This window comes from Pseudomonas sp. JV414, from assembly GCF_032424305.1.
Classification (GTDB): domain Bacteria; phylum Pseudomonadota; class Gammaproteobacteria; order Pseudomonadales; family Pseudomonadaceae; genus Aquipseudomonas; species Aquipseudomonas lini.
Map to the genome: position 1 here is coordinate 349,606 of NZ_VYKC01000002.1, position 13,961 is coordinate 363,566.

11 protein-coding genes are annotated in these 13,961 nt (G+C 58.8%); 4 read left to right on the top strand and 7 right to left on the bottom strand.

Going from position 1 to position 13,961, the window contains the following annotated elements:
• Positions 1–13 precede the first annotated feature (13 nt).
• The 3 genes from F6R97_RS02560 to F6R97_RS02570 all read left to right on the top strand — a co-directional run bounded on the left by F6R97_RS02560 (position 14) and on the right by F6R97_RS02570 (position 4,569).
• Positions 14–1,414 carry an MBOAT family O-acyltransferase gene (locus tag F6R97_RS02560; RefSeq protein ID WP_038983017.1) on the top strand — a complete coding sequence of 467 codons (1,401 nt, stop codon included), beginning with the start codon at positions 14–16 and terminating at the stop codon, positions 1,412–1,414.
• Positions 1,414–2,568: an alginate O-acetyltransferase AlgX-related protein gene (locus F6R97_RS02565; RefSeq protein ID WP_315865984.1), complete on the top strand. Its 1,155-nt coding sequence runs from the start codon at positions 1,414–1,416 to the stop codon at positions 2,566–2,568. The genes F6R97_RS02560 and F6R97_RS02565 overlap by 1 nt, the downstream gene beginning before the upstream one ends.
• A gap of 141 nt (positions 2,569–2,709) precedes the next feature.
• Positions 2,710–4,569, top strand: coding sequence for an ABC transporter ATP-binding protein (locus F6R97_RS02570; protein WP_038983016.1), 1,860 nt, complete (start codon positions 2,710–2,712; stop codon positions 4,567–4,569).
• 153 nt (positions 4,570–4,722) lie between these two features.
• On the opposite strand, the gene F6R97_RS02575 is transcribed toward F6R97_RS02570, so the two are convergent.
• The gene (locus tag F6R97_RS02575; protein ID WP_048393051.1) at positions 4,723–5,703 is read right to left on the bottom strand and encodes an isopenicillin N synthase family dioxygenase; all 981 of its coding nucleotides are present in this window, start codon (positions 5,701–5,703) and stop codon (positions 4,723–4,725) included.
• 361 nt (positions 5,704–6,064) lie between these two features.
• On the opposite strand from F6R97_RS02575, the gene F6R97_RS02580 reads away from it, so the two are divergent.
• The gene (locus tag F6R97_RS02580; protein ID WP_038983015.1) at positions 6,065–8,101 is read left to right on the top strand and encodes an NADH:flavin oxidoreductase; all 2,037 of its coding nucleotides are present in this window, start codon (positions 6,065–6,067) and stop codon (positions 8,099–8,101) included.
• A 116-nt stretch (positions 8,102–8,217) separates the two neighbouring features.
• Here the strand turns inward: F6R97_RS02580 and F6R97_RS02585 are convergent, their stop codons facing one another.
• The 6 genes from F6R97_RS02585 to F6R97_RS02610 all read right to left on the bottom strand — a co-directional run bounded on the left by F6R97_RS02585 (position 8,218) and on the right by F6R97_RS02610 (position 13,892).
• On the bottom strand, positions 8,218–8,994 hold the full coding sequence (locus F6R97_RS02585) for a pyrroline-5-carboxylate reductase family protein (RefSeq protein WP_315865985.1): 777 nt from the start codon (positions 8,992–8,994) through the stop codon (positions 8,218–8,220).
• The gene (locus F6R97_RS02590) at positions 8,984–9,691 is read right to left on the bottom strand and encodes a TetR/AcrR family transcriptional regulator (RefSeq protein WP_038983013.1); all 708 of its coding nucleotides are present in this window, start codon (positions 9,689–9,691) and stop codon (positions 8,984–8,986) included. Before F6R97_RS02590 ends, F6R97_RS02585 begins: the two co-directional genes overlap by 11 nt.
• Positions 9,692–9,823: 132 nt before the next feature.
• The gene (locus F6R97_RS02595; RefSeq protein ID WP_038983012.1) at positions 9,824–11,434 is read right to left on the bottom strand and encodes a gamma-glutamyltransferase family protein; all 1,611 of its coding nucleotides are present in this window, start codon (positions 11,432–11,434) and stop codon (positions 9,824–9,826) included.
• A gap of 83 nt (positions 11,435–11,517) precedes the next feature.
• Positions 11,518–12,297, bottom strand: a complete 780-nt coding sequence (locus F6R97_RS02600) for an amino acid ABC transporter ATP-binding protein (protein ID WP_038983011.1) — start codon at positions 12,295–12,297, stop codon at positions 11,518–11,520.
• Positions 12,298–12,299: 2 nt separating this feature from the next.
• Positions 12,300–13,073, bottom strand: coding sequence for an amino acid ABC transporter permease (locus F6R97_RS02605; protein ID WP_038983010.1), 774 nt, complete (start codon positions 13,071–13,073; stop codon positions 12,300–12,302).
• A 12-nt stretch (positions 13,074–13,085) separates the two neighbouring features.
• Complete coding sequence (locus F6R97_RS02610) at positions 13,086–13,892, bottom strand: ABC transporter substrate-binding protein (protein WP_038983009.1); 807 nt, start codon at positions 13,890–13,892, stop codon at positions 13,086–13,088.
• Positions 13,893–13,961 lie beyond the last annotated feature (69 nt).

The following is a 13,961-nucleotide window of genomic DNA, read 5'->3' on the forward strand; positions in this document are numbered from 1 at the left end:
TCTCGCCACCACCATGGTTTTTGCCTCTCTCGAGTTTCTGACGTTGTTCCTGCCGCTGTTCTTGTGCACTTATGCAGTGTGCCCAGCCGCCTGGCGCAACGTCACGCTACTGATCGGCAGCTGGCTGTTCTATGGCTGGTTGAGCCCACGATTCCTCGCTGTGCATGTGATGCTGACGATCACGGCGTGGGTGGGTGGCTTATTGATCGATGCCTGGCGACAGGAGAGCAAGGGCCGTGTGCGAATACTTGTCGCCCTGATCGTGCTCAACACAGCAATGCTCTGCTGGTACAAGTACGCCAACATTGTCGCTGGCACATTGAACGAAGCGATGGTCTGGTCCGGAGCCGCGCCCCTGTCCTGGCAACGGGTCATCATGCCGGCCGGATTGTCGTTTGTCGTGCTGCAGGCGATTTCCTACCTGGTGGATGTGCATCGTCGCACCGTGCCGGTCGAGCGCAGCTTCATCCATTACGCGACCTATATTTCGATGTTCGGCCATTCGGTCGCCGGCCCCATCATTCGCTATGACTGGGTCCGGCGCGAGTTGCATCGGCGTTCCTTCAACGCGCAGAACTTTTCGCTGGGTGCACGCCGGTTCATGGTCGGGATGTGTATGAAGGTACTGGTGGCCGACACCCTGTCGCCCGTCGTCGACGTGGCGTTCAATGTGCAGACCCCCAGTTTTTCTGACGCCTGGCTGGGCTGCCTGGCCTACTCCCTGCAGCTGTTCTTTGACTTCGCTGGCTACAGTTCCATGGCCATTGGTCTGGGACTGATGCTGGGCTTCCACTTTCCAGAGAACTTCAACCATCCTTATCTGGCCAACAGCATCCAGGATTTCTGGCGCCGCTGGCACATGTCGTTGTCCAGTTGGTTGCGTGACTATCTGTATATCCCGCTGGGTGGCAATCGCCACGGCCCCTGGAAAACCTATCGCAACCTGTTCCTGATCATGGCCATCGCCGGCCTCTGGCACGGTGGCGACAATTGGAATTATCTACTGTGGGGCTGCGCCCATGGCATTGCGTTGTGTGTTGATCGTGCCTGGAACCGCTCCTCCCTGCCCCCTGTACCTCCCGTGCTCTCCCATGGGCTGACACTGCTGTTCGTCTGCCTGGCATGGACACTGTTCCGCGCCCCTGACTTTCACAGTGCACTGAACCTGTATGCCGGACAGTTCGGGCTGCAGGGCATTGCCCTCAGTGAGGAACTGTCCGCGACCCTGCGCCCGATCCATGGCCTCGCGGGGTTGTTGGGTGTGCTGAGTATCGTCGCACCGCTGCTACGCCCTTACGCTGAAAAACACCGGGTCGGCGTAGCGCTCGCCCTTTGGCCCATTGTCGGTTTCATGCTGTCGTTCGCGCTGACCGCCAGTCGCGAAACCGTACCCTTTCTGTACTTTCAATTCTGATGAAGACGCCAGAGCACACCATTACGCTTGCTCAACCGGACGATCCGGTCGCACGCACCAGTCCATTGGCAGGCGCATCTCTGCTGATACTCCTGTTCGTCGGGCTGCTGTCCTCTGGCTGGCTGATCGGGTCAGGGCAAATAGCGCCGCTACCACCGGGATTATCGGTGACGCAGACTCTTGACGGAGCTATCACCCATAAAATCACCAAGTCGCTGTCGAAAGCCGCCTTTCCCACCACGTTCGCCAAGCTGGAGCGCGGTGTCAGTTGGCTGCTCCTCGGTGACACCGGGCCGAGGGTTCGCTCGGGTTGTCCTGACTGGTTGTTTTTGGCCGATGAGCTCAAGGTCGATCATCTAGCGCAGCGCAATGCCGATGCCAAAGTCCAAGCGGTGATTGATCTGAAACAGCAGCTCTCCCAACGTGACATCAGCTTGCTGGTGGTCATCGTTCCAGACAAGAGCCGCATCGCTGCTGAGCAGCGTTGTGCACTGCACCGCCCAGCCGCTCTCGAAGGGCGCATCCAGGCCTGGACCTCGAAGCTGGATGTGGCTGGCGTGTCGAGTCTGGACCTCACCGGTGCGCTGACGCCACTGGGGGCCAATGCCTTTTTGCGCACCGATACGCACTGGAGTGAATCCGGCGCGAAGGCGGCGGCCGAGGCCATCACCCAGCGCCTGAAGACCCTGGGCATCAGCGCAACGCCACGCAGATCGTTCAACGAAAGTCATGCCCCGCTCGCGGTACGACCTGGCGATCTGGTCCATCTGGCGGGCATCGACTGGCTGCCGCTCAAATGGCAACCCGCACCCGAAATGGTCGCCCAAACCAGCACCCACGAACTTCCCGTTGCTTCAGCCGACAGCCCTGATGCTGAGGCAGACCTCTTCGGCGATGCCGACCTCCCCAACACCGTGCTCATCGGCACTTCATTCTCACGCAACTCCAACTTCGCAGGATTTCTGCAGCAGGCACTGGGTGCCCCCGTGGGTAACTTCGCCAAAGACGGCGGAGCGTTCTCTGGCGCGGCAAACAGCTACCTCAACAACCCGGCCTCCAAAGAAACGCCGCCAAAGCAAATCATCTGGGAGATCCCGGAGCGGGACCTGCAGTCGGCTTACATCGACCCCATTGCCTATCGCTCGTTGCGGTAGGCCAATCGCTCGGACAAGGATGCGGTAGTTACCATAGATACCGGGAGTTTAAACATTGTCTGAGTCCCTCCACTCTACATAACCCTCAAAGCAACCTTTAAATGGCAGAATCTCCTTAACTTGATCGTTTCGGAGACCACCATGCTTCGCGTATTTGAACAAAGACTCGACCCCTTCCCGCCCGACGAGGTACCACCGCCCCCCGAAGGCCTGGCTCGGTTCCTTTGGGCGTGCACACGGGGCGCCCGCGGCTATATTCTTGCGTTTGCGCTGCTCAGTGCCGGAGTGTCGATCTACGAAGCCTGGCTGTTTTCTTTCCTTGGTCAGGTCGTGGATCTGCTCTCGACCTGGCAGGCTGGTGGTGATGCGGCGGCGCAGGAAAGTCGCGTGTTGTGGGGCATGGGCATCGTAATGCTGGCCAGCATCGGGCTGGTGGCGTTGCGTACCATGGTGCAGCACCAGATATTGGCGATCAATCTGCCGTTGCGATTGCGTTGGGACTTCCACCGCCTGATGCTGCGGCAAAGCCTTTCGTTCTTTTCCGATGAGTTCTCCGGCCGGGTCACCACCAAGGTGATGCAGACTGCGCTGGCCGTGCGCGACGTGCTGTTCACCCTTATCGAGATCGCACCCGGAATCGGGGTGTATTTCATCGCGATCATCGCACTGGCCGGCGGCTTCGCACTGAAACTGATGCTGCCTTTCGTTGCCTGGATCGTGTTGTTCGGGCTGGCCATGCTCTACTTCGTCCCCCGCTTGGGGAAAGTCGGACAGGAACAGGCCAATGCGCGGTCGATGATGACCGGGCGTATCTCGGACGCCTACACCAACATCACTACGGTGAAGCTGTTTTCCCACTCCAATCGAGAAGCGCACTTCGCGCGTGCAGCGATGGAGGACTTCAAGCAAACCGGCTTCCGTCAGATGCGCCTGGTCAGCCAGTTCGAGATCGTCAACCAGGCATTAGTGGTGGCGTTGATCATGGCAGCAGGTGGTTATGCGCTGTGGCTATGGCACCAGGGTGAGGTCGGCGCAGGCGCCGTGGCGGCAATCACCGCCATGGCGTTGCGTATCAATGGCATGTCGCACTGGATCATGTGGCAAATGACCTCGCTGTTCGAGAGCATCGGCACCGTGCAGGATGGCATGGCAACCCTTACCCGCGGCCCCAAGGTGCAGGATGCGCCGGACGCGGGCGTGCTGGTGACCTCCGGCGGGGCGGTAACCTTCGACAACGTGAGCTTCAACTACAATGGCGAACGCCAAGTGCTCGATGGCCTGAGCCTGAACATTCGTCCGGGCGAAAAAATCGGCCTGGTGGGCCGCTCCGGCGCGGGCAAATCCACGCTCATCAACTTGCTGCTGCGCTTCTATGACGTCGACAGCGGGCAGATTCGCATTGACGGGCAAGACATTGCGCACGTGACGCAAGACAGCCTGCGCGGCGCCATCGGCATGGTCACCCAAGACACTTCCCTGCTGCACCGCTCCATTCGCGACAACATCGCCTACGGCCGTCCCGACGCGACCGACGCGCAAATCCGCAGCGCCGCGGCCAATGCCCAGGCCGATGAGTTCATCAGCCAACTGAGCGACCGGCAAGGGCACACCGGCTACGACACCTTGGTGGGCGAGCGCGGCATCAAGCTTTCGGGCGGCCAGCGCCAGCGCGTCGCGATTGCCCGAGTGATGCTCAAGAACGCCCCGATCCTGCTACTTGACGAGGCTACCAGCGCGCTGGATTCGGAAGTCGAAGTGGCCATTCAGGAAAGCCTCGATGAAATGATGGAGGGCAAAACCGTCATCGCCATCGCCCATCGACTGTCCACGATTGCGGCGATGGATCGACTTATTGTCATGGACGATGGACGCATCATCGAACAGGGCACCCACACCGAATTGCTCGCCAGGAACGGCATCTATGCGCGGCTGTGGCACCATCAGAGTGGCGGGTTCCTGGGTGAGGATCGGGGGGTGACCGAGGCTATGGATCAGGTATGAGCGTGAACGACCCGGGGATGATCAGCAAGTGTCTGCTTTGGGTCGTTTTCTCCTCTTCATGACATCGGGGGATTGGTAAAAAGGGACAGGCAATCTCGCCATTTCTGCGCATCGGCAGGGTCGGCCATGTATAGGATGCACATTGAAAACTCCCTATTCGCCTTTCAGATGCGCATAGCTATCTACGAAACGCTTAAATTTGTGTTTGCCACAAGTGTACGCTTCATACTTTGCGGGTAGAGCCTCACTCACGCAGGTTGGCACGGGCTCAACTAGCGCATCGAAATCCAAATCAATAAAGAACGGTATTGAATAACGCTCCAGGCCGCTGGTATTTATGACGCGATGCATTGTCGAGGTGTAGCGATCGTTGGTGAGGGTTTGAACCAGATCACCAATGTTGACGATAAAAGTGCCCTCAACGGGTGGGGCGGTAACCCACTCCCCTGCACGGTTCCTGACTTGCAAACCGCCAACTGCGTCTTGAGACAGGACAGTCAAGAAACCGTAGTCCGTGTGCGCCCCAATACCAATCTCCTCTTGAGAAACCCTTCCGATCTGGGGCGGGTAACGCAAAATTCGCTGAATAGTGATGGGCTTGCGCTGAAGATGCTCAAAGTAATCTTGTGGTAAACCCAAACTCAGCGCGATCCCGCCAATAAGCATTCGCGCGAGCGCCAACACAGAGGAATGGTAATCTTCGGCAACCTTCTCAAATTGCGGCAGTACAGACGGCATTTGATTAGGACCAAAAAATGGAGAGACCTCATCGTAATGAGCTCCGCAATCAAAACACTCTTTGAAATCTCGGGTATTAGCAGGGTCTACGTTTTCCGCGTACATCGGAATATAGCCACGTAGCGTGAGCCCGGAATTCACGACATTAAGCTTGTTCTTCTCCTCAAAAGGAAGCTTGAAAAAGCTTTTGGTAAGCGCATACATCTCATCTATTAACTGCTGGTCAATGCCATGGTTTTTTATATAAAAAAAACCCACCTTTTCGCATGCGTCACCTATTTGGCTTGCCACACTCAGCGGATTTTCGCCGTTTATGAGCAGCGATATATCTATGACTGGAATTTCAGTGAACGCTGTTTGTTTGCTAGCCAGACGAATATCAAATAACTCTGTCACCTATGCTCTCCTTTCCGAAATATCAATAAGGCAGAAAATTTGGAAAGCACGACTGTGCCCTCTTCAATTCCACTGAATCACACCTGAACCGTCACCTATAACACCCACTTTTACGTCCGCCTCAACGAGTGCGGTTTGCCGCTGCGCGCACGTTCATCACTCCGCGGGCACTGACCGCTCAATGCGATGGCAACCAGGCGCGTACGAATCAAATCAGCCCGGGTTTTGACGGATGTTAATCCTGGATTTTCTGGCATGCAAGCAAAATGTACACCTATGTCATCAACCGTTGACACAGGTGTACATTTATCCTAATTTTAAGTCATCGAGTCTGATGAAGCCCACTTTGGAGCGCACCACGATGTCCAGCGATCCCTTGCTGCAACCCTATAAAATCAAGAATCTGACCCTCAGAAACCGGATCATGACCACCTCCCATGAACCGGCCTACCCTGTGGACGGCATGCCCAAGGATCTCTACCGCGCCTACCACGTGGAGCGCGCCAAAGCCGGTGTCGCACTGACTATGACTGCCGGTTCCGCTGCCGTTTCCCGAGACAGCCCGCCGGTGTTCAACAACGTGCTGGCCTACAAGGACGAAGTGGTCGGTTGGTTGAAGGACCTGACCGATGAGTGCCACGAACATGGCGCGGCAGTGATGATCCAGTTGACTCACCTGGGCCGTCGCACCCGCTGGGACAAGGCCGATTGGTTACCGGTGGTGTCGCCGTCACACCGTCGCGAGGCTTCGCACCGCTCCTTCCCGAAGAAAATGGAGGAATGGGACATTGAGCGGATCATCAAGGACTATGTGGACGCCGCGGAACGCATGAAGGCGGCAGGTCTCGATGGTCTGGAGCTTCAGGCCTACGGGCACTTGATGGACCAGTTCTGGTCGCCGCTGACCAATGACCTCGACGGCCCTTACGGCGGCTCGCTGGAAAACCGCATGCGCTTTACCTTCGACATCCTGCGTGGCATCCGCCAGCGGGTCGGAGAAGATTTTCTGCTCGGGGTTCGCTACACCGGTGACGAAGAATTACCCGGGGGCTTCACTGCCAGCGAGGGCATGCAGATTTCTCACATGCTCAAGGACAGCGGACTGGTCGACTTCCTGAACGTCGTGCGCGGCCACATCGATACGGATGCGGGGCTGACCGATGTCATCCCGATTCAGGGTATGCGCAACTCACCCCACCTCGACTTCGCTGGCGAGATCCGTTCGGCAACAGGCTTCCCGACCTTCCACGCTGCGAAGATTCCCGATGTCGCCACCGCGCGCTACGCGATCGCCTCGGGCAAAGTGGACATGGTGGGCATGACCCGTGCGCACATGACCGATCCGCACATCGTGCGCAAAATCATCGAGAAGCGCGAAGAAGACATTCGCCCGTGCGTGGGCGCCAACTATTGCCTGGATCGCATCTACCAGGGCGGCGCGGCCTACTGCATTCACAACGCGGCGACCGGCCGCGAAACCACCATGCCCCATGACATCCCCAAAGCCGCCGTCAAGCGCAAGGTGCTGGTGGTCGGTACCGGCCCTGCCGGGCTGGAAGCGGCGCGGGTCGCCGGTGAGCGCGGCCATGATGTAACGGTGCTTGAGGCGGCTGACCAACCTGGCGGGCAGATTCGTCTGACTGCGCTGAGCGAGCGTCGTCGCGAGATGATCAGCATCATTGATTGGCGCATGGCGCAATGCGAACGGCTCGGGGTGAAGTTTCACTTCAACACCTGGGCCGAAGCTGACACCGTGCAAGCCTTCGAGCCTGACGTGGTCATCGTTGCGACCGGCGGCCTCCCTGATACCGAGGTGCTCCGCGAAGGCAACGAACTCGTGGTTTCAACCTGGGACATCATTTCCGGTGACATCAAGCCCGGTCGCAACGTACTGATCTTCGACGATGCTGGGGATCATGCCGCCCTGCAGGCTGCCGAGGTCATCGCGCAAAGCGGTGCGACCGTGGAGATCGTCACACCTGACCGCTCGTTTGCACCTGAAGTCATGGCCATGAACCTGGTGCCCTACATGCGCAGCCTGCAGGACCTGGACGTCACCTTCACCGTCACCTACCGGGTCGATACCGTGGAAAAACGTGATGGCGGGCTCGTTGCAACCTTTGGCAGTGATTACGGACAGGTCCACAAGCAGCGCGTGGTCGATCAGGTGGTCGTCAATCACGGCACCCTTCCCCTGGACGACTTGTACTTCGACCTGCGTCCTCTCTCCACCAATGGCGGCGCGGTAGAGCAGCATGACCTGATCGCCGGTACGGCGCAGAACATCGTCACCAACCCCGAAGGACGCTTCCAGCTGTTCCGGATCGGCGATGCGGTGTCGGCCCGTAATACCCACGCGGCCATCTATGACGCTTTGCGCCTGGTGAAAGAAATCTGAATCCGAACCTCCATTCTTGTTGGAACGGAGGCTCACCATGAACAAGAGGGAAACCATGGACGCCTTTTACAGTGAAGGCCCTTCAGCGGGCCTTCACTGTACATCCCCTGCCCTGGCTACATTCCCCGCCGCGCAACCTCAGCGCCTGCCTTTATTGCCCGCCCCACAATCGACTCGATGTTCTGATCGGCCATCGACTGCAGCGCTGCTGCCGTCACGCCACGGTAAGCCATCAACGACTCAATCATTTGCCGCGGATCGCGACTGGCAAGCATCTGGCCACCCCCCACCACCACGCCTTGTGCAGCACGCTGCGCGATGACAAGAGGAATTCCCGCAGCCACCGCCTGATTAGTCAGTGCCATTTGCAACATTGCCGGGAAGGCCGGCCCAGTCCCGGACAACGCGCTGAGGTAATCAATACAGTCTTCTTCAGGCACTTCGTCCGCCGAACCTACGCACTCGAACAGCCGCTGCACCCACTGGCGGTCGTGTTCAACTAGCTTTCCGACACTGTACCAGGGCGTGAACGACTGCCTGATTTCCACGGCCGCATTCGGCATGGCCCGCACTATTACATCCGCACCGGTTGCCGCGCTGATGGCTGCCGCCGGAACGCCGGCCATCAGAGAAATCACTACCTTGCCGCGGGCGTTGATCAGCAGTTCGCGAAACTGCTCCGGCCGGATAGACAGCACGACAATATCGCTGAGGTCCACCAACTGTTGGTTGTCGGCCAGCAGTCTCACGCCAGGCTCGAAGGTGCTGACGCCGGAGCGGTTCGAGATCAACAAACGGTCAGGCCCGATGAACCCGCTATCGAGCACCGCCTCGGCGATTGCGCGCCCGAGCCAGCCGGTGCCCCCAATGATGCCCAGAGTTCTATTCTCCATCGGCAGTGGACTCCTCGAAGGTATCAACCAAAGGAACGAAAACGCCGGGCTCTTTTTCTGCGTAGCCGAACTTTCCATAAAAGCGGTCCAGCTCGCGCCGCTTCGGTACCTTGCCGGTAAACACGCTCACGTACTGAGGAATCCGTCGAAATCGAACGACGATATCTTCATTGGTTTTCATGGAGATGTAGCCGATTTGCGTGAGGTAGATCGTCCTGGCCCGAACATCGGCCCCCTCTGCGTCGTAGCCAAACCGTCGGAACATCGCGGCCAAGGCATTCATCCGCGCCTCATCGGCCAGAGCGATTTCAGCCGTGACCTCGTCCGATTGCAGCGCCCAACTGCGCACGGCAAATTCGAATTGCGAGTCGAACAGCTCAGGGTTCACCCAACACTCGAAGACGTTGAGAATCGCTTCGGAAATACTCTCTGCGTAACTCTCACATTGGCTGACCATACCGCCGGTGTTCTTGTCCCGCCATCGAGCCAAGAGTGCCGCGAGCAGCTGCTCCCGATCCTCATAGAACCAGTAGAAGCTGGTACGAGACAAATTCAAGCGTTTGGCCAGCGGCATCACCCGCACAGCATCCACACCCGACTCTTTAAGAGCATCGTAGGCGGCGTCCAGCCAACCATCTACGGAGCCTCGCCAGCCTGCGTCCTGCGCTTTGGTTTTCGCCCTTCCTGTCTGTGACATTCGGGTTGTACCTTTATTAAAAATTCTTCCCCACTGTACACCTCAGGATCTGTGGCGTACACGGCATGTACATAAACGTACATTTTCGAGACGCTTCGATGGGAAACTGTTTTCGAGCAGCCGAACTGACGGCTACCAAACGGCGATATGGGAATCGGCTCGCGGCTCGGTGCCGCCGCACAGCACACCGGTGTCCGGGTCACGGATGATGATCTGCCCTCGGCCATAGTTGATCAGGTCGCAATCAACCTGAATCTGGTGTCCGCGCCGTGCCAGCGAAGCGGCCAAGTCCCGAGACGCCCCGTGTTCGATGCCGACCTTCAGATCGCCCAACCATTGCCACCGCGGAGCGTCCAGCGCGGCTTGGGGGTTGAGGCCAAAATCCACCAGATTCATAACCATCTGCACATGGCCTTGGGGCTGCATGTAGCCACCCATGACGCCGAACGGTCCCACCGGTGCGTCACCTTTACTGATGAAACCGGGAATGATGGTGTGAAAGGTTTTTTTGCCCGGTGCCAGGCAGTTGGCGTGGTCAGGGTCGAGACTGAATTCCTGTCCGCGGTTCTGCAAGGCGATGCCGCTGTCTGGCAGTACCACACCGGAGCCAAAACCGTGGTAGTTGCTCTGGATGAAGGACACCATATTGCCCTCCGCATCCGCCGTGGCCAGATACACCGTACCGCTGGCGTGGGGATCGCCCGGATTGGGTTCACGCGCCTGATCGGTGATCTGTTCGCGACGTTGGCTGCTATAGGCATCGCTGAGAAGGTCAGCCACGGCCACACGCATGTGCAGCGGATCGGTGATGTAATGCAGGCCGTCGCTGTAGGCCAGCTTCATGGCTTCCAACTGACGATGCCATGTCTGCTGGCTGTCTCGGTGATCGAAGTCAAAGCCCTCAAGGATTTTCAGGGTCATCAGGGCCACCAATCCCTGCCCGCTTGGGGGAATTTCCCACACATCGTAGCCGCGGTAGTTGATGCTGATCGGGTCCACCCATTGGGCGCGATAATCCTGCAGGTCGCTGGCTCGCAAGTAGCCGCCGGTGGCGCGAGAATGGGCATCCAGACGCTGAGCGAGATCGCCGCGATAGAGGCTTTCGCAAGCGCTGTCCGCCAGTTCTTCCAGCGTTCGGGCTTGCGCCGGGTTGCGGAATAATTCACCGGCCTTGGGCGCACGGCCATCAATCAGGAACGTGTCGAACCAGACGTCGAGCACTGGGTCTCGATGGGAGCTGAATTCATCCAGAGCAGTCTGCCATTGTTGGGCGACCACCGGTGACAGTGGAAAGCCATCCCGGGCCAGACTGATGGCAGGCTGCAGCAGTTCGGCAAAGGGCAGCTTGCCGAAACGTCTGGACAGCTCCGCCCAGGCCGAAGGGCAACCCGGCACCGTGACCGGCGTCCAGCCATAAAGCGGCATCTGCTCGTGACCACTCGCTTTGACGGCATCGATCGTCAGTGCCGCCGGTGCGTGGCCGTTGCCGTTGAGTCCGTGCAATTGGCCTTTGCTCCAGACCAGGGCAAAGGCGTCACCGCCCAAGCCGCAGCCGGTGGGTTCCACCACAGTAAGCGCTGCCGCCGTGGCGATCGCTGCATCAATGGCATTACCGCCGTTGCGCATGATCTCGATGCCAGCTTCGGCGGCCAGTGGCTGGGAAGCCGCGACCATGCCGCGGCGGGCAAACACACTCTGACGTTGCGACGGATAGGGATACTCGTGGGCAGAAAATTTCAACATGGCAAAAGTTCTTCCAAACAAAGATTCATTGGTCGCAGGTGTCCGGTTCCATTGCCGGGTGAAAAACGACCCGACTGAGAAGGTCACAGCACGCGGCTGAGAAAGGCTTGGGTTCGCGGGTGTGTCGGGCGACTGAAGATCTGCTCCGGCGGCCCCTGTTCGATCAATTCGCCCTGATCGAGGACCACCACGCGGTCAGCGACTTCTCGGGCAAAACCCATTTCATGGGTGACCACCACCATGGTCATGCCGTCATCGGCCAACTGCTTCATCACCTGCAGCACCTCGCCGACGGTTTCCGGATCGAGGGCGCTGGTGGGCTCGTCGAACAACATGGCCTGAGGCTTCATCGCCAGCGCCCGGGCGATTGCCACGCGCTGCTGCTGTCCACCAGACAACATCGACGGGTAATGCATGGCTTTGTCCGCCAGACCGACCCGGGCGAGCAATGCCCGGGCCTGTTCCAAGGCTGCGGCGCGCGGCACACCCAGCACCTGGATCGGTGCCTCAATGATGTTTTCCAGCGCGGTCATGTGGGGGAACAGATTGAAACGCTGGAAGACCATGCCGATGTCCCTACGCTGGCGAGCGATGTTGCGCTCGGAGTCGCGCACCAGGCTGCCGTCGGCGCGCTCGCGATACCCCATGGCACGGCCGTTGACGCGAATGCGCCCGCCCTGAATGTCCTCCAGCAGATTGATGCAGCGGATAAAGGTGGTCTTGCCCGAACCCGAGGCGCCGATCAATACCACCACTTCACCGCGCCGCACCTGCAAGGAAATCCCTTTGAGAATCTCCAGGTCACCAAAGGACTTGTGAATGTCCAGGGCCTCGATGATCAGTTCTTCACTTTTGTGCGCCATGCTTAACGCCCCCTCAGCAATTTGAGCGTGCCGCGGCCGAACATGCGGCTGCCAGCCGCCGGCGGCACGGGTCGATCGGACTGTCCGAAACGCGCTTCCAACCAACGCTGGAAGAAACCCCAGAGGGTAGTCAGCAGCAGGAAATAAATCGCCACCACCAGATACAGTTCAAATACCCGGAATGTCGCCGACGTGACCATTTGCGTACTCAGCAATAACTCCTGCACGCCAATCACACTGACCAGGGTCGTATTCTTGAGCATCACGTTGAACTCGTTGCCCAACGGCGGAACGATGACCCGGAACGCCTGAGGCAGAACGATTCGCCGCATCAGTTTGGCGAAGGTCATGCCCAGCGAACGCCCGGCCTCGTACTGCCCCTTGTCCACGGCGCCGATCCCCGCACGGATAATCTCGGCCATGTAGGCGCCTTCGTTCAGGCCCAGGGCGATGATCGCGGCCTGGATGTTGCCCGGCACCACCAAACCAAACAGTTCCACGTCTTCGAAGCGGAAGATCCCGCCGGCTGCCAATGCGGTGTATAGAAAGACGATCTGCACCAACAGCGGCGTACCGCGCATCAGCCACACGTAAAAACGCACCGGCAGGTTGAGTAACGGGTTGTGCGAAAGACGCATCAACGCCGCCGCCAACCCCAGTACACAGCCCAGCGCCATCGCCAGCACACTGATCAGACAGGTCAGCCAGAGTCCGGTGAGGTACACCCCGCTGGGCTGCAACAGGTATTGCCAGAACACATCCCAATTGAAGTTCATCGAGCGTTCGCCTCAGTCGAGTGTGTCGCTGGAAACATGCCATTTGCTCAGCAACTGCACGTAACTGCCGTCGCTGCGCATGTCACTGATGACCTGTTGTACCGCCGCGGTGAGCTGCGGATCATCCTTGCGAATCCCTAGACCGGTGAGAATCCGGCTGAAGGCCGGCACCCCTTCCTCAAACATATCGGGCGCCATGGTTGCGTAGTAACCAGCGGTTTCCACGGTAGTGCCGTAGGCGTCCACTTGACTGATGCGCAGCGCCTGAAAGGCGTCCGTGTCGCTGTTGTAAACCACCAGCTTCATCGGCGTCTTGCCAGCCTTGGTCAGCTTTTCGTTCTCGGCGTCCAGTAAGGTTTTGATCGTTGAGCCGTTGAGTACTGCCACCTTGTGCCCGGACAGTCCATCGAGGGTCTTGATGCCCTTGGGATTGCCTTTGGGGACTACCACTGACTGGCTGGAATACATGTAGTTGACGATGTCGATCACCTCCCGCCGTTCGGGCTTGTCGAACAGCTGATCAACGATCATGTCGCACTGCTGGGCGAGCAGTGCCGGCAGCAACCCGGAGAACGGAATGACCCGCCATTGCACCGGTTTGTCCCCCAGGCGCTTGGCGATTTCCAGCCCCAGATCGACCGTCAGGCCCCTGGGTTTTTGCGCCTCATCGAAAGACACCAAGGGCGGTGAATCCATGCCCGAGCAATACGTGAGTTTGTCGGCCTTTTGCAGTCGCTCCGGCACCTGGGGCGTGGCGACCGCCCACTGTGCGCAGAGTCCCAGGGATACAGCAGCGAGCAACACACGGCGTTTATGCATGACGAGACACTCCAGTTGTTTAGTAACGGGGCAGTACTCAAAGTCAAAACACGGTCGGGCTCGAGCCCG

Excerpts from the sequence above, each read along its gene's own strand:
- F6R97_RS02560 (WP_038983017.1), top strand. The coding sequence starts at position 14 with ATGGTTTTTGCCTCTCTCGAGTTTCTGACGTTGTTCCTGCCGCTGTTC.
- F6R97_RS02565 (WP_315865984.1), top strand. The coding sequence starts at position 1,414 with ATGAAGACGCCAGAGCACACCATTACGCTTGCTCAACCGGACGATCCG.
- F6R97_RS02570 (WP_038983016.1), top strand. The coding sequence starts at position 2,710 with ATGCTTCGCGTATTTGAACAAAGACTCGACCCCTTCCCGCCCGACGAG.
- F6R97_RS02580 (WP_038983015.1), top strand. The coding sequence starts at position 6,065 with ATGTCCAGCGATCCCTTGCTGCAACCCTATAAAATCAAGAATCTGACC.
- F6R97_RS02585 (WP_315865985.1), bottom strand. The coding sequence starts at position 8,994 with ATGGAGAATAGAACTCTGGGCATCATTGGGGGCACCGGCTGGCTCGGG.
- F6R97_RS02590 (WP_038983013.1), bottom strand. The coding sequence starts at position 9,691 with ATGTCACAGACAGGAAGGGCGAAAACCAAAGCGCAGGACGCAGGCTGG.
- F6R97_RS02595 (WP_038983012.1), bottom strand. The coding sequence starts at position 11,434 with ATGTTGAAATTTTCTGCCCACGAGTATCCCTATCCGTCGCAACGTCAG.
- F6R97_RS02600 (WP_038983011.1), bottom strand. The coding sequence starts at position 12,297 with ATGGCGCACAAAAGTGAAGAACTGATCATCGAGGCCCTGGACATTCAC.
- F6R97_RS02605 (WP_038983010.1), bottom strand. The coding sequence starts at position 13,073 with ATGAACTTCAATTGGGATGTGTTCTGGCAATACCTGTTGCAGCCCAGC.
- F6R97_RS02610 (WP_038983009.1), bottom strand. The coding sequence starts at position 13,892 with ATGCATAAACGCCGTGTGTTGCTCGCTGCTGTATCCCTGGGACTCTGC.